22 protein-coding genes are annotated in these 19,588 nt (G+C 62.5%); 5 read left to right on the top strand and 17 right to left on the bottom strand.

Annotation, left to right across the window (positions count from 1 at the left end):
• Positions 1 to 3: 3 nt before the first annotated feature.
• Complete coding sequence (exbB, locus tag ACZ0AI_RS15865; protein WP_463565952.1) at positions 4 to 684, bottom strand: tonB-system energizer ExbB; 681 nt, start codon at positions 682 to 684, stop codon at positions 4 to 6.
• A 636-nt stretch (positions 685 to 1,320) separates the two neighbouring features.
• Here exbB and ACZ0AI_RS15860 point away from each other — a divergent pair.
• On the top strand, positions 1,321 to 2,178 hold the full coding sequence (locus ACZ0AI_RS15860) for an SDR family oxidoreductase (protein ID WP_463562697.1): 858 nt from the start codon (positions 1,321 to 1,323) through the stop codon (positions 2,176 to 2,178).
• 41 nt (positions 2,179 to 2,219) lie between these two features.
• On the opposite strand, the gene ACZ0AI_RS15855 is transcribed toward ACZ0AI_RS15860, so the two are convergent.
• From ACZ0AI_RS15855 to ACZ0AI_RS15835, 5 genes are all read right to left on the bottom strand, one after another.
• The gene (locus ACZ0AI_RS15855; RefSeq protein WP_463562696.1) at positions 2,220 to 2,600 is read right to left on the bottom strand and encodes a RidA family protein; all 381 of its coding nucleotides are present in this window, start codon (positions 2,598 to 2,600) and stop codon (positions 2,220 to 2,222) included.
• Positions 2,601 to 2,660: 60 nt separating this feature from the next.
• Positions 2,661 to 4,769, bottom strand: a complete 2,109-nt coding sequence (gene spoT / locus ACZ0AI_RS15850; RefSeq protein ID WP_463562695.1) for a bifunctional GTP diphosphokinase/guanosine-3',5'-bis pyrophosphate 3'-pyrophosphohydrolase — start codon at positions 4,767 to 4,769, stop codon at positions 2,661 to 2,663.
• Between the two features lie 60 nt (positions 4,770 to 4,829).
• Complete coding sequence (gene rpoZ, locus ACZ0AI_RS15845; RefSeq protein WP_463562694.1) at positions 4,830 to 5,093, bottom strand: DNA-directed RNA polymerase subunit omega; 264 nt, start codon at positions 5,091 to 5,093, stop codon at positions 4,830 to 4,832.
• 191 nt (positions 5,094 to 5,284) lie between these two features.
• Positions 5,285 to 5,905, bottom strand: coding sequence for a guanylate kinase (gene gmk / locus ACZ0AI_RS15840; protein WP_463562693.1), 621 nt, complete (start codon positions 5,903 to 5,905; stop codon positions 5,285 to 5,287).
• 56 nt (positions 5,906 to 5,961) lie between these two features.
• On the bottom strand, positions 5,962 to 6,825 hold the full coding sequence (locus ACZ0AI_RS15835) for a YicC/YloC family endoribonuclease (RefSeq protein WP_225837440.1): 864 nt from the start codon (positions 6,823 to 6,825) through the stop codon (positions 5,962 to 5,964).
• A gap of 187 nt (positions 6,826 to 7,012) precedes the next feature.
• Between ACZ0AI_RS15835 and rph the strand changes: the two genes are divergently transcribed.
• The 3 genes from rph to ACZ0AI_RS15820 all read left to right on the top strand — a co-directional run bounded on the left by rph (position 7,013) and on the right by ACZ0AI_RS15820 (position 9,274).
• Positions 7,013 to 7,735, top strand: a complete 723-nt coding sequence (rph, locus tag ACZ0AI_RS15830) for a ribonuclease PH (RefSeq protein WP_463562692.1) — start codon at positions 7,013 to 7,015, stop codon at positions 7,733 to 7,735.
• 26 nt (positions 7,736 to 7,761) lie between these two features.
• Positions 7,762 to 8,136 (top strand): DUF4870 domain-containing protein, encoded by a 375-nt coding sequence (locus tag ACZ0AI_RS15825; protein ID WP_463562691.1) that lies wholly within the window; start codon positions 7,762 to 7,764, stop codon positions 8,134 to 8,136.
• A gap of 130 nt (positions 8,137 to 8,266) precedes the next feature.
• Positions 8,267 to 9,274, top strand: coding sequence for a hypothetical protein (locus ACZ0AI_RS15820; protein ID WP_463562690.1), 1,008 nt, complete (start codon positions 8,267 to 8,269; stop codon positions 9,272 to 9,274).
• Between the two features lie 7 nt (positions 9,275 to 9,281).
• On the opposite strand, the gene ACZ0AI_RS15815 is transcribed toward ACZ0AI_RS15820, so the two are convergent.
• The 11 genes from ACZ0AI_RS15815 to ACZ0AI_RS15765 all read right to left on the bottom strand — a co-directional run bounded on the left by ACZ0AI_RS15815 (position 9,282) and on the right by ACZ0AI_RS15765 (position 18,371).
• Entirely contained in the window at positions 9,282 to 9,605 is a 324-nt protein-coding gene (locus tag ACZ0AI_RS15815) for a DUF3392 domain-containing protein (RefSeq protein WP_463562689.1), read from the bottom strand.
• 54 nt (positions 9,606 to 9,659) lie between these two features.
• Positions 9,660 to 10,856, bottom strand: coding sequence for a radical SAM family heme chaperone HemW (gene hemW, locus ACZ0AI_RS15810; protein ID WP_463562688.1), 1,197 nt, complete (start codon positions 10,854 to 10,856; stop codon positions 9,660 to 9,662).
• A 44-nt stretch (positions 10,857 to 10,900) separates the two neighbouring features.
• Positions 10,901 to 11,494, bottom strand: a complete 594-nt coding sequence (gene rdgB, locus ACZ0AI_RS15805) for an RdgB/HAM1 family non-canonical purine NTP pyrophosphatase (protein ID WP_463562687.1) — start codon at positions 11,492 to 11,494, stop codon at positions 10,901 to 10,903.
• Positions 11,491 to 11,895 carry a DUF4426 domain-containing protein gene (locus ACZ0AI_RS15800; RefSeq protein ID WP_463562686.1) on the bottom strand — a complete coding sequence of 135 codons (405 nt, stop codon included), beginning with the start codon at positions 11,893 to 11,895 and terminating at the stop codon, positions 11,491 to 11,493. Before ACZ0AI_RS15800 ends, rdgB begins: the two co-directional genes overlap by 4 nt.
• Positions 11,896 to 11,910: 15 nt before the next feature.
• Positions 11,911 to 12,531, bottom strand: coding sequence for a methionine biosynthesis protein MetW (gene metW, locus ACZ0AI_RS15795; protein WP_463562685.1), 621 nt, complete (start codon positions 12,529 to 12,531; stop codon positions 11,911 to 11,913).
• A 2-nt stretch (positions 12,532 to 12,533) separates the two neighbouring features.
• Positions 12,534 to 13,673 (bottom strand): homoserine O-succinyltransferase MetX, encoded by a 1,140-nt coding sequence (metX, locus tag ACZ0AI_RS15790; RefSeq protein WP_463562684.1) that lies wholly within the window; start codon positions 13,671 to 13,673, stop codon positions 12,534 to 12,536.
• A gap of 159 nt (positions 13,674 to 13,832) precedes the next feature.
• Positions 13,833 to 15,815, bottom strand: a complete 1,983-nt coding sequence (locus tag ACZ0AI_RS15785; RefSeq protein WP_463562683.1) for a dynamin family protein — start codon at positions 15,813 to 15,815, stop codon at positions 13,833 to 13,835.
• A 110-nt stretch (positions 15,816 to 15,925) separates the two neighbouring features.
• A complete protein-coding gene (locus ACZ0AI_RS15780; RefSeq protein ID WP_463562682.1) occupies positions 15,926 to 16,222 on the bottom strand; it encodes a DUF167 domain-containing protein in 297 nt (98 codons plus the stop codon).
• Between the two features lie 4 nt (positions 16,223 to 16,226).
• Positions 16,227 to 16,817, bottom strand: coding sequence for a YggT family protein (locus ACZ0AI_RS15775; RefSeq protein WP_463562681.1), 591 nt, complete (start codon positions 16,815 to 16,817; stop codon positions 16,227 to 16,229).
• A gap of 11 nt (positions 16,818 to 16,828) precedes the next feature.
• Complete coding sequence (gene proC, locus ACZ0AI_RS15770) at positions 16,829 to 17,647, bottom strand: pyrroline-5-carboxylate reductase (RefSeq protein ID WP_463562680.1); 819 nt, start codon at positions 17,645 to 17,647, stop codon at positions 16,829 to 16,831.
• Between the two features lie 37 nt (positions 17,648 to 17,684).
• Positions 17,685 to 18,371, bottom strand: a complete 687-nt coding sequence (locus tag ACZ0AI_RS15765; protein ID WP_463562679.1) for a YggS family pyridoxal phosphate-dependent enzyme — start codon at positions 18,369 to 18,371, stop codon at positions 17,685 to 17,687.
• A 136-nt stretch (positions 18,372 to 18,507) separates the two neighbouring features.
• Between ACZ0AI_RS15765 and ACZ0AI_RS15760 the strand changes: the two genes are divergently transcribed.
• A complete protein-coding gene (locus tag ACZ0AI_RS15760; RefSeq protein WP_070880353.1) occupies positions 18,508 to 19,542 on the top strand; it encodes a type IV pilus twitching motility protein PilT in 1,035 nt (344 codons plus the stop codon).
• The last annotated feature ends 46 nt before the right edge of the window (positions 19,543 to 19,588 follow it).

Here is a 19,588-nt window from a genome sequence, read left to right as displayed (position 1 = left end):
GCCTTAACCCGCCTTGACCATGTGAGGCTGTTGGGAGCGATCGCCACTCGGCTGCATGTCCAGGTCACGGCTGACCAGCAGCAGCACCTGAGCGGATGCGTCGGCGACCTGCGCCTTGTAGGCGCTGATCGAGCGCGAGAAGGCGTTGTAAATGATCACCGCAGGAATCGCAGCAACCAGACCCAGAGCGGTCGCCAGCAGCGCTTCGGCGATACCGGGAGCGACCACGGCAAGGTTGGTGGTCTGGGTTTTGGCGATACCGATGAAGCTGTTCATGATGCCCCACACGGTGCCGAACAGGCCGACGAAGGGTGCGGTGGAACCGATGGTGGCGAGTACCCCGGTACCTTTGCTCATGTCGCGACCGCAAGCACCGACCAGACGCTCGAGGCGGAAGCTGACACGCTCCTTGATGCCTTCCTTCTCGCGGCTGGTGGCCGAGAGTTTCAGTTCTTCGCGGGCGTCTTCGATGAGGATTTCACTGAAGCTGTGCTTGGCGCGCGCCTGATCGCTGGCCTGGGCCAGGTTGCGAGCACCCTTCAACTCGAGGATTTCACGGCGCAGACGGCGACGTGCACCGACCAGTTCGATGGTCTTGGCAATCCAGATAGTCCAGGTCAGGATCGACGCCAGTACCAGACCGATCATCACCGTTTTGACCACTACGTCGGCACCTTGATACATGCCCCATGGGGACAGATCGTGGAACACCACTTCCGCTTCGGCGGCGGAGTCTTCGCCCATTGCCTGTGCGTCTGCACTCTGCTGAGCGGCGAGGGCCTGCTGCAGTTTTGCGGCATCTTCAGGAGCGATGTTGTTTTCGCTGAAGAACTGCTGACGGGCTTCGTTGAGTTGTTCTGGAGTAGCCTGCGGGCCCAGTGCCTCGAGTTTGTCACCCAGCGCATCGACCTGAGCGGTGGCTTCCGGCGACAGCGGCGCAGCCTGCAGTTGTGGTGCGGTGGCAGCCGGGCCGGTGTTGGCGGGGGCCTGCTGCGTTGCAGCGGCTGGTTCGGCTGGCGCAGGAGCCGACTGATCGGCGAAGCTCGCGGTCGGAGCCAGCGTCAGGCTGAGCAGCAGAGCGAGGAGCGCGCCGAGGCGTTGCGGCCGAGCGGCGACAGTGGTTGGCTTAGCGCTATGGGCGGTAGAGTTCATGCTTGCCGAACCTAAGTGTGATGACGGTGACCTGCGCAGGCGAAACGCTGCGCGGCAAAAAAGGCTGAACATTATTGCAAGTAATTCTTGTTTATGAAAGCGTTAGTGTAACTATATTACATTTTGGTCGTCGTGTTAGAGCGCCTGCCGGGGTGAGAGAGGGCAGTGATGAGTAGAGTTACGAGCGTGATGATTGCTGGCTGCGGTGATGTCGGAGGCCGTCTTGCGGTGCGTCTGCATGACGCGGGCTGGCAGGTCTATGGCATGCGCCGAACGGTATCCGAGTTGCCCGCAGGCATCCTGCCGGTGGCGGGTGACCTGCACGAGCCTGGCTGCCCCGAGCAATGGCCGCAGGGTGAGCTGGATTATCTGGTGTATAGCGCAGCCGCTACCCAGCACGATGAGCCGGGCTATCGGCAGGCGTACGTCGACGGCCTACGCCATGTGCTGAGCTGGCTGAAATCGCGAGGACAGTGCCCGAAGCGTCTGCTGTTCGTTTCCAGTAGTGGCGTATACGCCCAGGCGGATGGCGAGTGGATCGACGAAACCTCGCCTGCAGAGGCACAGAGCTACTCGGGGCGTGTGATACGCGAGGCAGAGCAGGTGGCGTGGAGCGCTGAGGTGCCCGCCACGGTGGTGCGTCTGACCGGTATCTACGGCCCGGGTCGCGAATGGCTGCTCAAGCAGGTGCGCATGGGCTATCGGGTATCGGTGGAGCCGCCGCTCTATGGCAATCGCATTCATGCCGATGATGCCGCAGGCCTGCTGGCCTTCCTGCTGCAGGCGGATTCGGCAGGCAAGCCGCTGGATGACTGCTATATCGGCGTGGATGACGAGCCGGCGCCGCTGCACGAGGTGATGGGTTGGTTGCGTCAGCAATTGGGTGTCGAGCATTGGTCGGAGGAGTCGACCGTGCGCCGCTCTGGCAGCAAGCGCTGCACTAATGCGCGTGCCCGAGCGCTGGGCTGGTCACCGCAGTATCCCAGCTATCGCGAGGGCTATGCCGCGGTATTGCGCGAAGGGTAAAGCGAGTCGCCCGGAGCGTTCGCTCCGGGCATTGGCGCTGATCAGTCGATGACCAGGATGCCATCCATCTCAACCTGTGCGCCCTTTGGCAGGGCGGCCACGCCAATGGCGGCGCGGGCAGGATAGGGCTGCTGGAAGTAGCGGCCCATGACCTCGTTGACGGTAGCGAAGTGGGAGAGGTCGGTGAGGAAGATGTTCAGCTTGACCACGTCCTTGAACGAGCCGCCGGCGGCCTCGATGACCGATTTAAGGTTCTCGAAGACTTGTACGGTCTGCGCTTCGAAGCCTTCGACCAGCTCCATCGTCTTTGGATCCAGAGGGATCTGTCCGGACAGGTAAACGGTATTACCGGCCTTGATGGCTTGGGAATATGTGCCGATAGCGGCCGGGGCTTCGTCGCTGTTGATAACGGTTTTGCTCATAGAGGCTCCTTGGTGGAGATGCGCGAGGCGCATCGGTCATGGGCGGCCTGAGCGAGTCGGTCAGGCCTTGACGCGGGTGATGCGCATGACGCCGGGCAGGGTGCGTAGCTTCTTGATCACTCGGGCCAGGTGCACGCGGTCGTGTACGCTGACCACCAGTTGTACCACGCTGACGCGACCGTCGCGTTCGTCCATGCTGATCTTTTCGATGTTGCCGTCAGCAGCATTGACGCTGCCGGCCAGCAGGGCGATGAGCCCTCGCTGGTGCTCCAGTTCGACACGCAACTCGACATTGAACTCACCTGTCACGTCCTTGGCCCAGGACAGCTGGATGCATTTTTCCGGGTTGTGGCGCACTTCGCTGATATTGCGACAGGTGTCCATGTGCACCACCATGCCTTTGCCTGCCGACAGGTGACCGACGATAGGGTCGCCCGGAATCGGCGTGCAGCATTTGGCGTAGCTGAGCACCAGACCTTCGGTGCCGCGAATCGCCAGCGGGCTTTCGGCGTTGGGCAACTCTTCGCCCTCGCCTGCTAGCAAGCGGCGCGCGACGACATAGGCCATGCGATTGCCCAGGCCGATATCTTCGAGCAAGTCGTCGAAGGTCTCCAGGCGGTATTCGTTGAGCACTGCCTGCTGGCGCTCGGGTTGCAGCTTGTCCAGGTTGCTTTCGAAGCTGGTCAGTACCTTGTTGAGCAGGCGCTCGCCAAGGTTGACGGATTCCGAGCGGCGCTGTTGCTTGAGGGCGTGACGAATATGGGTGCGCGCCTTGCCGGTGACCACGAAGTTCAGCCAGGCCGGGTTGGGGCGTGCGCCAGGCGCGCTGACGATTTCCACCGTGGAGCCGCTTTCCAGCGCCTGGGACAGTGGTGCCAGGCGACGATTGATGCGACAGGCGATGCACGTGTTGCCGACATCGGTGTGCACCGCATAGGCAAAGTCCACGGCCGTGGAGCCTTTCGGCAGCTCCATGATGCGGCCCTTGGGCGTGAACACGTAGACCTCGTCCGGGAACAGGTCGATCTTCACGCTCTCGATGAACTCCAGCGAGTTGCCGGCGCGCTGCTGCATCTCCAGCACGCCCTTGACCCACTGACGCGCACGGGCATGGTTGCCCTTCGGCGTTTCATCTTCGTTGGATTTGTACAGCCAGTGCGCGGCGATGCCGTTGTTGGCCATCTCTTCCATTTCGCGGGTGCGAATCTGGATCTCGATGGGCACGCCATGCATGCCGAACAGGGTGGTGTGCAACGACTGGTAGCCGTTGGCCTTGGGAATCGCGATGTAGTCCTTGAAGCGGCCCGGCAGCGGTTTGTACAGGTTGTGCACGGCGCCGAGCACGCGGTAGCAGGTGTCGACCTTGTCGACCACGATGCGGAAGGCGTACACATCCATGATTTCGTTGAATGCGCGGCGTTTGCCGCGCATCTTCTGGTAGATGCTGTACAGGTGCTTCTCGCGGCCCATCACCTCGCCTGTCATGTCTTCGCGCTCCAGGCAGTGGAGCAGCGATTCTTCGATGCGGGTGACGATTTCCTTGCGGTTGCCACGGGCGCGGCGCACGGCGGCACGAATACGCTCGGAGCGCATCGGGTGCATGGCCTTGAAGCCGAGATCTTCGAATTCCACGCGCATGCTGTGCATGCCCAGGCGGTTGGCGATGGGGGCGTAGATTTCCAGGGTTTCCTTGGCGATGCGCCGGCGTTTTTCGCCGGACAGCACTTCCAGGGTGCGCATGTTGTGCAGGCGGTCGGCCAGCTTGACCAGGATCACGCGAATATCGCGCGCCATGGCCATGGCCATCTTCTGGAAGTTCTCGGCCTGGGCCTCGGCCTTGGTCTCGAAATTCATCTGGGTCAGCTTGCTGACCCCGTCCACCAGTTCCGCCACTGACTCGCCAAACTGCGCGTGCAGGGCTTCCTTGGCGATGCCGGTGTCCTCGATCACGTCATGCAGCATCGCGGCCATCAGGCTTTGATGATCCATGTGCATGTCGGCGAGGATGCTGGCCACGGCCAGCGGATGGGTGACGTATGCTTCGCCACTGCGGCGGCGTTGCCCGTCATGCGCTTGTTCGGCGTAGAAGTACGCGCGACGAACCAGGTTGACCTGGTCGTCACCCAGATAGGTCGAAAGTCGATCGGCGAGGGCGTCTATGCTCGGCATGGGAGGCTCCCTTGCCAGGCCTTGTGCACCCGCGACCTACGTTTTCGACCAGGCATAGGCTTACAGAGGCTCGTTAGCCTCTTCGTCGAAGGCAGCGAACAGCGGCTCTTCTTCGATGATGTCTTCTTGGGCGATAACGTCGGCGTTTACCAGGCCGCTGGCAATTTCACGCAGCGCGACCACGGTTGGCTTGTCGTTTTCCCATGCCACTTTAGGTTCTTTGCCGCCGGTAGCGAGTTGGCGAGCGCGCTTGGTGGCAAGCATGACCAGCTCGAAGCGGTTATCGACGTTGTCCAGGCAATCTTCAACGGTAACGCGAGCCATGGTGTTCCTCGTAGCGAATGCAAAAATAAGCTGGGCCCAAATGGGCGAGCGGACTGGATAGTCTAGAAAAACGCCAGCATTAAGGGAAGAGAAAGTCGCTAGAAGGCACGAGATCGCAACGCAGGGCGCGATTTTCGGTGCTCAAGCGACCTTCGCAGAGCTGATCTGGCGTGAGCCAGTCCCGCTTCAGTTCACGCCAGCAGTTCGTTCAACAACCCCAGATGGCGTTGCTGCTGGGCCGGCTGCAGCAACTGATTGGCCCGGAAGATCGCCTTCAGGTCGCTGAGCGCGTGGGAGAAGTCATCGTTGATCACGATGTAGTCGTACTCGACGTAGTGACTCATCTCGCTGACCGCTTCGTGCATGCGTTGCTCGATCACTTCGCCGCTGTCCTGGCCGCGGCTGGTCAGGCGGTGGCGCAGCGCTTCCAGGGTCGGTGGCAGGATGAAGATCGATTTCGATTGCGGCATCAGGCGGCGTACCTGTTGAGCGCCCTGCCAGTCGATCTCCAGAATCAGATCGATGCCCTCGGCCAGGGTCTTCTCCAGCGAGCGTTGCGAGGTGCCGTAATAGTTGCCGAACACCTGGGCGTGCTCGAGAAACTCGCTTTGTTCGAGCATGCCAGTGAACTGCGCGTGATCCACGAAGTGGTAGTGCACGCCGTCACTTTCACCCGGGCGCATGGCGCGGGTAGTGTGTGATACCGACACGCGAACATGCGGTTCGCTGTCGATCAATGCCTTGACCAGGCTGCTTTTGCCTGCGCCCGACGGGGCGGAAATAATGTAGAGCGTGCCGGTGGTGGTGCTCATGGATCGATCCTGAAACGGTTGGGTCGGGAATTCGCGCAGCAGAGGCCGGGCGACGATTATTCGATGTTCTGTACCTGTTCGCGCATCTGCTCGATCAATACCTTGAGGTTGACCGCCGCCTGAGTGCTGCGTGGGTCGAAGGCCTTGGAGCCCAGGGTGTTGGCTTCGCGGTTGAGTTCCTGCATCAGGAAGTCCAGGCGTCGGCCTGCCGCGCCGCCCGCCTTGAGCACGCGGCGCACCTCGGTAACGTGGGTGTTCAGGCGATCCAGCTCTTCGGCCACATCACTCTTTTGTGCGAGCATCACCAGTTCCTGTTCGAGGCGCTGTGGGTCGAGGTCGGCCTGCATCTCGCGGCAGCGCTCGAGGATCTTCTGGCGCTGCACGTCGAGCATCTGCGGCACCAGCTCGCGCAGGGCGGCCACTTCATCGAGCATGCTGTCGAGGCGTTCGTTGAGCAGCTTGGCCAGCTCGGCGCCTTCGCGGCTGCGCCCGGCCTTCAATTCATCCAGTGCGCTGCCGAACAGCTTCAGGGCGGCCTTGTTGAGTGCTTGCGGGTCGCTGCTATCGGCCACCAGCACGCCGGGCCAACTGAGTACTTCCAGTGGGTTGAGCGGGGCCGGCTGCTTGATCAGTGCGGCGACGCTTTCTGCGGCGGCGATCAGTTGCGTGGCCTTGTCGCGGTCGACCTGCAGCGGTTTGCCGGCGCTGTCTTCGGTGAAGCGCAGGGTGCATTCCACCTTGCCGCGCGACAGGCCCTGACGCAGCGCTTCACGTACCGCGCCTTCGAGGTCGCGAAAGGCTTCCGGCAGGCGCAGATGGGGCTCGAGGTAGCGGTGGTTGACCGAGCGCAGCTCCCAGCTCAGGGTGCCGTTGGCTCCTGCCTGCTCGGTGCGGGCGAAGGCCGTCATGCTGTGGATCATGCTGCTTACCTCGTGAAGTTCTGCCGGTTTGGCGTTGGCCAAAGGCGGCGATTGTAGCGCAGTGCGGCGACGGCTCCCAATCGCGACCGTGCCTGTCGGACGGGGGCGGTCGCGGCCAGACGGTAACAGCCCCTATAATGCGCGGCAGATTCCCGATTCCATATAGAGCACGAGCAGGTATTCCTTGATGAAACGTCCCAGTGGCCGCGCGGCCGATCAGTTGCGCTCGATCCGCATCACCCGCAACTACACCAAGCACGCCGAAGGTTCGGTGCTGGTGGAGTTCGGCGATACCAAGGTGATTTGCACCGTCAGCGTCGAGCAGGGCGTCCCGCGCTTCCTCAAGGGCCAAGGCCAGGGCTGGGTGACCGCCGAGTACGGCATGCTGCCGCGTGCTACCGGTGACCGTAATCAGCGTGAGGCCAGCAAGGGCAAGCAGGGCGGTCGTACCCTGGAAATCCAGCGTCTGATCGGCCGCTCCCTGCGCGCCGCGCTGGACATGAGCAAGCTCGGTGAAAACACCCTGTACGTCGACTGCGACGTGATCCAGGCCGATGGTGGTACCCGTACCGCTTCGATCACCGGCGCCATGGTCGCGCTGGTCGATGCGCTCAAGGTGATGAAGAAGCGTGGCGGCCTGAAGGGCGGCGACCCACTTAAGCAAATGATCGCTGCCGTTTCCGTGGGCATCTATCAGGGTGAGCCGGTGCTCGATCTGGATTACCTGGAAGACTCCGCTGCCGAAACCGACCTCAACGTGGTGATGACCAGCACTGGGGGTTTCATCGAAGTTCAGGGCACCGCCGAAGGCGCGCCTTTCCAGCCCTCCGAGCTGAATGCCATGCTGGCCCTGGCGCAGCAAGGCATGAACGATCTGTTCGCCCTGCAGCAGGCTGCTCTGGCCGAGTGACCGGTCGCTGACCGAGGAGAACCGTGATGAATGACAGCAACCTGTTGACGCCTGCGCCCGAGCCCAGCAAGGAAGTGCGCCAGTGGGCGATGATCTGTCACTTCGCCGCGGCCCTCGGTTTCATCTTCCCCTTTGGCAATCTGATCGGCCCGCTGATCGTCTGGCAAATCAAGAAAGACCAAGACGCGTTCATCGACGAGCAAGGCAAGGAAGCCCTCAACTTCCAGCTGACCGTGGCCATTGCCGGCATTGTTTGCCTGTTGTTGATGCTGGTGTTGATTGGCTTTCTGCTGATGGGGCTGCTGTGCATTGGCACCATCGTGCTGACCATCATTGCCGGTATCAAGGCAGGCGAGGGGCGGCCTTACCGTTACCCGTTCTGTTTGCGCCTGATTAAATGATCGCCACCTGATTGACGAAAAAGCCAGCTGAATGCTGGCTTTTTCGTAGTGGTGCGCCCGCTATTGATTCAGGTGCCAGCGACTCTATAAGCTGCCGCGATACTGGCATTTGGCGCTCACAAGGACACCCATGATCCCCGTCAATCCCCTGGCCATGATGCTCGGTTCGTTATTCCTGCTGGTTTCCATTGTGTGCCTGGGCGGGCTGGCGGTGTTGCTGGCGGCCTGTCTGCATTCGCGTGCCAGGCGTTTCATGGTGGCTCGCCGCTGGTGGTTTGGGCTGTTGGCAGTATTCCTGGCCGCTGGCAGTTTGCCGACTCTCGCGTTCATGAAGTGGCAGCTGGATGATTGGCTCGAACGGCGCGCGCTCAACCCTCGCCTGGAGCATGAGGAGGTGCTGGGCGATCTGACCTTGCCTGCTGGTACACGGGTGTGGTTGGAGAGCCTGGAGCCCATGCGCGATCTGAGTGGTGAGCCACTGCCTTATGGCTTGCAGAGTTTGAAGCGGGCCGAGTTCGATCGCGCGCCTGGTGTGATGCTCGGCATGCGCGTGCGCAGCCTGAAATTGGATGCAGGCCGGGGCACCGCAGAGGTGCAGCTGCTCGAGGCGGCCAACCTGCAGGGTTGGAGCTGCTCGCCAGAAGTCAGTATCAGTGTCGACTATCCGTTCAATGCACCGTTCGTGTTCGCGGATTGGCGCCTGGATAGCTGCGCGCTGCTACCTGGCAGCGAGGCTGCAGGCGTTGCGTGGCCGGGGAGTGTGACGGTGCGAGCCATTGAGCGAGGGCGCTGGCAGTTGTCGGGCGACAGCACGCCAATCCGTTTTCGTGCATTGGATATCAGCAGGTTGAACCTATGGCTGGATGGCCCGGGCAGCGAGGTTCAGGCCTGGTCGGGTGAGCTGGCAAACTCCCTCGAGTTAGGGCCTATGTATTACCCGGTTGGAACCCGCGTTCGCACTTACCAGGGCAATCTGCTCTTCAGCCCGAATGCTGATGCACCTGCTTTGGATAAACGCCAGGATAAGCCTATCGAGCTTGGCCAATCGGTACAGCAGAGTGCCGCTGGCGAGGTGTTGGGCATCCATCAGAATGGCGATGTCGGGGTGATCGACTGGGACATCCTGGTGGTGCCCTGACGCTGCTTTAGCTGCGATCGGCCAGTACACCGATGAGGAAGAACACCAACAGCAACACCGGCGCCAGGGTGTAGTTGTTGAAGTGGCCGAGAATCTGCGCCAGTAGCGGCGTGAGGTAGACCATCGCCAGACCGTAGCCGATAGCGCAGACCATGACGAAGATCAGCGTACGCAGGACGAAGTTGAGGCTGCCGATGCGGCCCTGTATCCAGGCGTTGATGCCGGGGCCGAACAGCACCAGTAGGGTGGCCATCAGCGCCATTGAAATCTCGTAGAGGTGACCGCGGCTCCAGCGCGATACGGTGGCGATCATATCCAGCAGCAAATCCATAGGGGTTCCTTGTCGGTTGGTAAAGCCATCGCTGCGTCCGTCCAGGCGCTGCACTTACGGCAGAAAATACTGCAACAGATCATTGAGAAATAGCTGGCCTTCGCGGGTTGCCACCAGGCGCGCCGGGTCTTTTTCCAGCAGGCCGCGTTGCTCCGCCTGCTGCCGTGCGCTGGCCAGTTGCTGCAGCGGCAATCCGGTGCGTTGGCTGAACAGCTCGGCGGCGCAGCCATCACTGAGGCGCAGCACGTTCATCAGAAACTCGAAGGGCAACTCCTCGGCGCTGAGGACGCGCTCGCCCGCGCTGTAGTGCTTGGCGGGATCGAGGTAGTCCTTGGGCAGGCGGGTTTTCCAGGTGCGGCTGATGCGCCCGTCCGGCGTGCTCAGTTTGCCGTGGGCGCCGGCGCCAATGCCGAGGAAGTCGCCGAACGTCCAGTAATTCAGGTTATGCCGCGCCGGGCGGCCGGGCTGGGCATAGGCCGAGACCTCGTACTGAGCGTAACCATGCTCGGCGAGCAGCGCCTGGCCTGCCTCCTGAATGTCCCACAGGGTGTCGTCTTCCGGCAGCACCGGCGGCTGGTTCCAGAACACAGTGTTCGGTTCCACCGTCAGCTGATACCAGGACAAGTGGGTCGGAGCCTGGGCGATGGCGATGCGCAGGTCGCCCAGTGCGTCGTCCAGCGACTGATCCGGCAGGCCGTGCATCAAGTCCAGGTTGAAGTTATCGAAGCCGGCAGCGCGGGCCATGTCAGCGGCGCGAATCGCTTCATCGCCATCATGGATGCGCCCCAGGGCCTTGAGCTTCTCTGCCTGAAAGCTCTGTACGCCGATCGACAGCCGGTTGATGCCCAGGCGCCGGTAAGCGGCGAATTTCTCCTGCTCGAAGGTGCCCGGGTTGGCTTCCAGGGTGATCTCGATGTCGCTGGCGAACGGAATGCGCTGCTCCACGCCTTCGAGCAAGCGCCCAAGAGCCTTGGCGGAAAACAGACTGGGCGTGCCGCCGCCGAAGAAGATCGACGTCAGCGGGCGACCGTGGGCCTGGTGCAGGTCGCAGTCGAGGTCGGCGAGCAGTGCGTCGACATAGGCCTCTTCCGGCAGGTTTGGGCCGGCGGCGTGGGAGTTGAAGTCGCAGTAAGGGCACTTGCGCACGCACCAGGGAATATGGACGTACAGGGCCAGGGGAGGCAGCTGGAACACAGGCGTTGGGTCACGGCAGGGTAATTGCGGGGCGCTATCGTGGCACGACTTGGGCAAAGCTCCAACGTTCGCGGACGAAACGCCCCTGCTGGTGGCGCTGTTTACAGGCCCAAACGCTGCTTGAGCAGCGCCATGGCGATGGCGCGGTGGCTGAGCTGGTTTTTGTCGACCGGCGACAGCTCGGCGCTGGAGCACTGGTGTTCTTCGACCCAGAACAGCGGGTCGTAGCCGAAGCCATGTTCGCCACGGGCTTCATGCAGAATGCTGCCGTGCCACAGGCCTTCGCAGAGAATCGGCAGCGGATCGTCGGCGTGGCGCACCAAGGCCAGGCAGCAGACGAACTGGGCGCCGCGCTCGGCGTCCGGCACGTTCTTCAGGGCGCTCAGCAGCTTGGCGTTGTTGGCGGCATCGCCTTGGCCATCGGCGTAGCGGGCGGAGTAGATGCCCGGTGCGCCGCCCAGATGATCGACTGCCAGGCCCGAGTCATCGGCCAGCGCTGGCAGCCCGGACAGGCGCGAGGCATTGCGGGCCTTGAGGATCGCGTTCTCGACGAACGACAGGCCGGTTTCCTCCGGTTCCACCTGGCTGAATTCACCGACAGAGCGCAGGCGCACGCTGGCGCCGAGCATGGCCTGCAGTTCCTTGAGTTTGCCGGCGTTGTGGCTGGCGAGGACGAGTTCTGGGAAAAGCATCATGGCTCCGGAAAGAGTTCCTGGTTGAAGTCCAGGCGCTGGCCGTTCACCAGCAGGTTGAACAGCAGCACCTCGCGCGAGGTGATGGGAAACTGCGCCAGGTACGAGACGAATTCGCCCTCGCGCTGCTCGAGGAAGGTCAGCATCTGGCCGTGGCCAAGCACGCTTTTCACTTCACCGCTGATCGTGACCGGGCTGGATTTGCCCGCCCGCAGCACACTGATGTTCAGCACGCCCTGCTTGCCGCTGCGCAGCAGGCCGTTGGCCTGGGCGATTTGCGGTTGCAGGTAGCTGGCGTTGAAGGCGCTGTAATGCACCTCAAGATCACCCAGGCGCTGCATGCGTTCAGCCGCGCTTGCCGGCAGGCTCAGGCACAGGGCGATCAGCGCAATGGCTAGGCGCATAGGCAATTGCGCTGCTCAGTTGGCAATGTGCACGTCGCGGGCATTACGCCCGCTGATGCGGTAGATGCCGATTTCGCCCAGCAGGTTGGGCCACGCGCGGCTGGCCCAACCGTGTCGGTGTTGATGGTCGACCGCCAGGCGCTGGAGTACCTGGGCATCCTGCTGGCGGCACAGGCGCTCGAAGTCCTCGAAGGTGCAGAAGTGGATGTTCGGCGTGTTGTACCAGGTGTACGGCAGGAAGTCCGACACCGGCATGCGGCCCTTGCTCGCCAGGTACCAGCGGCAGCGCCAGTGGGCGAAGTTGGGGAAGGTGATGATGCAGGTCTTGCCGACGCGGAGCATTTCCGCCAACACCTTGTCGGGAAAGTGCAGCGCCTGCAGGGATTGGGTCATGACCACCACATCGAAGCTGTCGCTGGCGAAGTTGCCCAGGCCTTCGTCGAGGTTCTGCTCGATGACGTTGACGCCCTTGCCGATGCACAGGGCGATCTTGTCCGGATCGATTTCCAGGCCATAACCGCTGACCTGCTTGTTGGCGCTCAGCCAGGCGAGCAGGTCGCCGTCACCACAGCCAAGGTCGAGGACGCGGCTGCCAGCGGGAATCCATTTCTGGATGATCTCTAGGTCGGCTCGCATGCTTACACCTCGATCCGTTGCATGTAGCTGCCAAAGCCCTGCAGGTAGCGAGCAATGGGCATGAGGAAGGCGTCGTGGCCTTGTGGGGCATCGATCTCCAGGTAACAAACCTTCTTGCGCGCGGCGATTAGTGCATCGACGATTTCTCGCGAGCGGGCCGGCGAGAAGCGCCAGTCGGTGGTGAACGAAATCACGCAGAAGTCCGCCTTGACCTGAGCCAGGGTCTTGGCTAGATCACCGTCGTGCTCGGCGGCCGGGTCGAAATAGTCCAACGCCTTGGTCATCAGCAGATAGGTATTGGCATCGAAACGTCCGGAGAACTCCTCGCCTTGATAGCGCAGGTAACTTTCGACCTGAAATTCCACGCTGTGGAAGTCGTAGTTGAGCTTTTCGTTCTTCAGGCCGCGGCCGAATTTTTCACCCATGGCGTCATCGGACAGGTAGGTGATGTGGCCGACCATGCGCGCCAGCATCAGGCCGCGCTTAGGTATTACGCCCTGCTCCTGAAAGTGCCCGCCGTGGAATTGCGGATCCGTGAGGATGGCCTGGCGGGCGACCTCGTTGAAGGCGATGTTCTGCGCCGACAATTTGGGCGCCGAAGCGATGGCCAGGCAATGCCGCACGCGATCCGGGTAGCTGATTGTCCACTGCATGGCCTGCATGCCGCCCAGGCTGCCGCCGACCACGGCGGCCCATTGGCCGATGCCGAGCAAGTCCGCCAGGCGGGCCTGACTATTGACCCAGTCTTCCACTGTCATCACTGGGAAATCGGCACCGAAGGGCCTACCGTTTGCCGGGTTGATGTCGGACGGGCCGGTCGAGCCGTTACAGCCGCCGAGGTTATTCAGGCTGACGACAAAGAAGCGGTTGGTGTCCAGCGGCTTGCCGGGGCCGATGCAGCTGTCCCACCAGCCCGGTTTTCGTTCATCGGCGCTGTGGTAGCCGGCGGCGTGGTGATGCCCGGACAGCGCGTGGCAGATCAGCACCGCGTTACTGGCGTTGGCGTTCAGCTCGCCATAGGTTTCGTAGGTCAGTTGGTAATCAGCCAGGCTGCGCCCACATGCCAGGGCCAGGGGCTCGGCGAAATGGGCGATCTGTGGCGTGACCAGGCCAACGGAGTCGTGAGGAAAGGCAGTCGGCATCGACCCTGCTCGGATAATAAAGTGTACGAAGGAAAGTGCAGCAGTCTAAAGAGCGCACTGGTCAGCGGCAAGGAGAGCGCGCGTCGCCGATGCCCGGGGTGGGCATCGCGAGGGGATCGTTGAAGGAAACCTGGCGAGCCGAGTCACGGCCCGCAGGACTCATTCGGAGCGGGCTTGAGGGCGCAGCATGCCAGGCAACGTCACCACCTTGCCTTGGCGCTGTATCGGTGCGGGTCGGCGCATCACGCGCAGCATGTCGCTGGCCTGGCCCAGTTGCTGTTTCAGTTCTTCCGCGTATTGCGCCAGTTGCTGGCGGCGCTGGCGGCCGTTCTGGGTGTCCTGGGCCAGGGCCTTGAGGCGCAACATATGGCCTTCCAATAACTGCTTGTGCTCCAGGGTGTGCTGCATCAGCGGCATCAGCGCTTCATCGGCCCACTGTTCGGCATCACGGCGCAAGCGGCGGTGCAGGCCAATGACTTCCTGCACGAGGGTGGCGAAGAAGCGCCTGCTGAGGCTGCGCTGTTCGGTCAGCAGGGTCTTGAGGCGCAGGCGGAAGCGGTCGGCCTTTGTCTGCAGATGGCGCAGCTCGCGTACGTAACGTGTCAGCTCGAAACTCGGTGCATCGACGGCCTGCAGCGGATTCTCCACGTTGTGCCGGTGGTAGATGGCATCGACCATGCGGTTGGCCATCTCGGCATCGTGAGACAGGCTGTGCAAGTCATCCTCGACGGCGCGGAAGAACTGCTGGATGGATTGATTGATGCCCAGCGTCGTCCAGCTGCCGTTGAGCTGACGGCGCAGCAGGTTGAGGTGAGCGTCGAGTTTTTCCGGTTGTGCGGCGGCCTTCAGTCGCTCGCCCTGGTTGCGCAGCAGGCGCTGGTTGGTTTTCAGGGCGACCAGACGCTTGTGGTGCAAGGTGTGGTCGTCCTTGGTGCGGGCGGTCAGTTCCAGCAACATCTGCCCGTTATCCTGGCGGCGCTCATTGAGCAAGCTCAGTTGCTCGTTGACCTTACCCATACGCAGACCGAGCACATGCTGGCTGTTATTGAGCATGGCCAGTACCTGACGAACCACGCGCTCTTCGAGCAGGCGTTCCTTCTGCGCCACGATGCGTTCGCAGAGCAGCGTCTCCAGGCTGGCCATCTGGCTGCGGGCGAGCAGTGCCGGATCCTTGCGCACCTTGGCGAGCAGTGCCTGCTTGGCCGAAAGCGGCAGAATGTCTTCAGGGGCGATGCCCAGATGACGAGCGGCCTGCAGACGAACCCGCTCGATGGCGTGGGTGACGAATGCATCACCGGCAAGGTCATCCCAGAGCACATCGATCTTGTTCAGCACGGCGAACAGGCAGCTCTGGGTTTCTTCGTCGAGGGGCTGGACGTGCTGCTGCCAGATGTCCAGATCGCTGGCGGTGACACCCGTATCGGCGGACAGCAGAAAGATGATCGCCTGTGCATTGGGCAGCATCGACAGGGTCAGTTCCGGTTCGCTGCCCAAGGCGTTCAGGCCAGGCGTATCGAGGATGCGCAGGCCCTGACGCAGCAGTGGGTGATCGAAATTGACGATGGCGTGGCGCCAGGCTGGCACCAGCACCTGCCCGGGTTTGTCGGTGGTTTCCAGGTTGTCCGGATGAAAGCCGAGCCCGATCGCCTGCTCGACGGGCATGGCCTTGCTGGCCGCTACCTGGGCGAAGGCCTTGGCCATGTTGTCCGCGTCACTGGTATCCAAGGGAATGTTCACCCAGTGACGGGGCGTGCGCTTGAACTGCGCCACACTGGCCTCGGCGATACGTGTTTCGATCGGCAGCAAGCGGATGTAGGGGCGCTCAGCACCTGGGTCGTAGAGAATTTCCGTCGGGCACATGGTGGTGCGCCCAGCTTGGGAGGGCAGTAAGCGCTGGCCGTATTCGGAGAAGAACAGGCTGTTGATCAGCTCGGTCTTGCCACGGGAAAACTCGCCGACGAACGCCAGGGTGATGTGATCGGTACGCAGCAGGCGCAGCGCCCGCTCCAGGCGCGCTTCCACCCCTTCACTGCTCAGCCGGTTGTGCGCCAACCAACTGCGGTAGCGGGTGATCTCGCGAACCAGCTCGCGCTTCCAGGCAACGTAGGCATCTACCTGTTCACTGAGGCGTTCCATGCTCATGGGGGGATCCCTGACGGGGGCATCGGGTGACGATGCGGGCTGCCGAGCATTATGCGACGGGTGGCGGCGGCGTCAATGGGCCGGTGCGCAGCAATGGCGCTGATGGTTGTTCAGGTAGGGCGAACGGTCAGGCCGAGATCGGCTGGCAGCAGTCTGGGTGCCTGGATGCGCACCCGTTTCTGGCGACTCTGCTGGCCACTTTCCAGTGTGACCTGGCTCTTGGCAACGCCGAAGGCATCGGCCAGGAACGCCAGCAGGTGGGCATTGGCCTTGCCGTCCACCGGCGGGGCGGTTAGGCGGATCTTCAGGCGCTCGCCGTGCAGCCCGGCGAACATATCGTTGCTCGCTTTAGGCTGCAGGTGAACCTCGAGAATCAGCGCATCACCGTCCCAGCGGTGAAAGCTCATCGGTTCAGATCGCCAGGCTCAAGCCGCTGAACATGCCCGTGCTGACCGCCAGGTTGCGAATCACCAGCATGTCGATCAGGTTGAGGAGCAGGAACGCCACGATGGGTGACAGATCCAGGCCGCCCAGGTTGGGCAGGATGCGGCGGATCGGCATCAGCAGCGGTTCGCAGATCTGGTTGACCAGCAATGCCGCCGGGTTGTGCGAGCCCTGGGCGACCCAGGACAGGATCACGCTGATGATCAGGGCGAAGAAGAACACCTTGAGCAGCAGGGCGGTGACGCCAATGATCGACCAGACCAGAATCAGCAGCGGATCGCCGACGCCGACGCCCATCAGCATCAGGGTCAATGCCATCAGCACGAACTGCACGATCAGCGCCAGTACCAGGGAGGCCAGGTCGAGGCCGCCGAGACTGGGGATGATGCGGCGCAGCGGTTTTAGCAGCGGATGCGTGGCGCGCACGATGAACTGGCTGAGCGGGTTGTAGAAGTCCGCACGCACCAGTTGCAGGACGAAGCGCAGCAGCACGATCAGCAGGTAGAAGCTGCCGATGGTCTGCAGGATGTAAACGGCTGCGGTGTTCAAACCGATCATTGATTGTCTCCTTATTGACCCAGTTGTTCGGCCAGCTCGGCCGAGCGGTGATCGGCGGCCTTTACGGCCTGCTCGACCAGCGCTTCGAAGCCGCCTGCCTGGAATGTCTTGATGGCCGCTTCGGTGGTGCCTGCCGGAGAGGTCACGCGGCGACGCAGCTCGGCGGCGTCCACATCACTGTTCAGTGCCATCTGTGCGGCGCCCAGGGCGGTCTGCAGGGTGAGTTTGGCGGCGATGTCGCGAGGAAGACCGAGCTTTTCGCCGCTGGCGGTCATCGCTTCGATCAGCAGGAAAAAATAAGCCGGGCCACTGCCGGATACGGCCGTGACCGCATCGATCAGTTTTTCCTCGTCCAGCCACACGGCCAGGCCGACGGCGTTGAGCAATTGTTCGGCTTGCTGGCGCTGTTCGGCGCTGACTCGCGCGTTGGCGTACAGGCCGCTGGCGCCCAGGCGCAGCAGCGACGGCGTGTTGGGCATGCAGCGCACCACGGCGCGCGGGCCCAGCCAGTTTTCCAGGCTGGCGCTGGTGATACCGGCGGCGATGGAAACGATCAGCTGGCCCGCCTGCAGGTGTGGCGCCAGGTCGAGGCATACGTCCTTCATCACCTGGGGTTTGACCGCCAGAACGATCACATCGGCATCGCGACAGGCCTCGGCATTGCTCGCCAGTACCTCGATACCGTGTTCCCGGTTGATCTTCTCGCGTTGCTCGGCGCCGCGGTCGCTGGCGCGGATCGCGCTGGCTGGCAGCCCCTGAGCGAGCATCCCGCCGATCAGGCTGGCGGCCATGTTGCCGGCACCGATAAAGGCGATGCGGGGAGTGGTCATGGTGAGTTTCCTATCTAGAGAGTCGAGATCGGGTGATTCAGGTCTTGCTGTAGTCACGCTCACCAAACAGCGCCGTGCCGATGCGCACCCAGGTCGCGCCTTCGGCGATAGCCGCCTCGAGGTCGTGGCTCATGCCCATGGACAGGGTGTCGAGATCGAGGTTCAGGCCGTCGCGCAGCGCCCGCAGACGGGCGAAGGCCGCGCGCTGCATGGCGACGTCGTCGGTGGGCTGGGGAATTGTCATCAATCCGCGCAGGCGCAGGTTGGGCAGTTGTGTAACCGCCTGTGCCAGCGCCTGGAGCTCGTCGGGCTGGCAGCCGGACTTGCTGTCCTCGCCGCTGACGTTGACCTGCAGGCAGATGTTCAGTGGCGGCAATTCTGGTGGACGCTGGTCGCTCAGACGCTCGGCGATTTTCAGGCGATCCACCGAATGCACCCAAGCGAAGTGTTCGGCAATGGGACGGGTCTTGTTCGACTGGATGGGGCCGATGAAATGCCAGGTCAGTGCCAGGTCGGCCAACTGCACCTGCTTGTCCAGTGCCTCCTGCAGGTAGTTCTCGCCAAAATCGTGCAGGCCGGCCCCATGAGCCTCGCGAATCGCCTCGGCTGGCTTGGTCTTGCTCACCGCCAACAGGCCAATTGTGGCGAAATCTCGCTGCGAGGCTTGCGCCGCCTCACGGATACGCACACCGACCTTTGCAATATTCTCTGCTATCGTGGACATTACCTGCGCCTGCCGCCTGAGCGTTTCTGCGGGCTTGACGGTGGTCTCCGAAGGGCGTGCTCGCGCAGCCGCATGGTGATCCCCCAAGGCCCCCTATCCTGAGTTACGCGGCATTCTACCGTCATTAGGGAGTCCCATGGATATCACCGAGCTGCTTGCCTTCAGCGCCAAGCAAGGCGCGTCGGATCTGCACCTCTCGGCAGGCCTGCCGCCGATGATTCGGGTCGACGGCGACGTGCGCCGGATCAACTTGCCTGCCCTGGATCACAAACAGGTGCACGCGCTGATCTACGACATCATGAACGACAAGCAGCGCAAGGACTTCGAGGAGTTCCTGGAGACCGACTTCTCGTTCGAAGTGCCGGGTGTCGCGCGCTTCCGGGTCAACGCCTTCAACCAGAACCGTGGCAGCGGTGCGGTGTTCCGTACCATTCCTTCCAAGGTGCTGAGCATGGAAGACCTGGGCATGGGCGAGATCTTCAAGAAGGTCTCCGACGTGCCGCGCGGGCTGGTGCTGGTGACCGGGCCTACCGGCTCGGGCAAGTCCACCACCCTGGCGGCGATGCTCGACTACATCAACAGCAACAAGTACCACCACATCCTTACTGTCGAAGACCCGATCGAATTCGTTCACGAGTCGAAAAAGTGCCTGATCAACCAGCGTGAAGTGCACCGCGACACCCTGGGCTTCTCGGAAGCCCTGCGCTCGGCGTTGCGTGAAGACCCGGACATCATCCTGGTCGGCGAGATGCGCGACCTGGAAACCATCCGCCTGGCGCTGACCGCCGCGGAAACCGGTCACCTGGTGTTTGGCACTCTGCACACCACCTCGGCGGCCAAGACCATCGACCGGGTGGTCGATGTGTTCCCTGCCGAAGAGAAATCCATGGTGCGTTCCATGCTGTCCGAATCGCTGCAGGCGGTGATTTCCCAGACCCTGCTGAAAAAGATCGGCGGTGGCCGCGTGGCCGCCCACGAAATCATGATCGGCACCCCGGCGATCCGTAACCTGATCCGCGAGGACAAGGTGGCGCAGATGTACTCGGCCATCCAGACCGGCGGTGCGCTGGGCATGCAAACCCTGGATGCGTGCCTGAAAACCCTCGTCTCCAAAGGGCTGGTCAGCCGCGAGAGTGCGCGGGAAAAAGCCAAGACACCTGAAAACTTCTGAGATCATTCTCGTCATGCCGGGCGATCCCGTGATCGCCCGCGCTCCT

The organism is Pseudomonas sp. AC355, from assembly GCF_979258205.1.
This window is presented reverse-complemented; position numbering and strand designations above follow the sequence as displayed.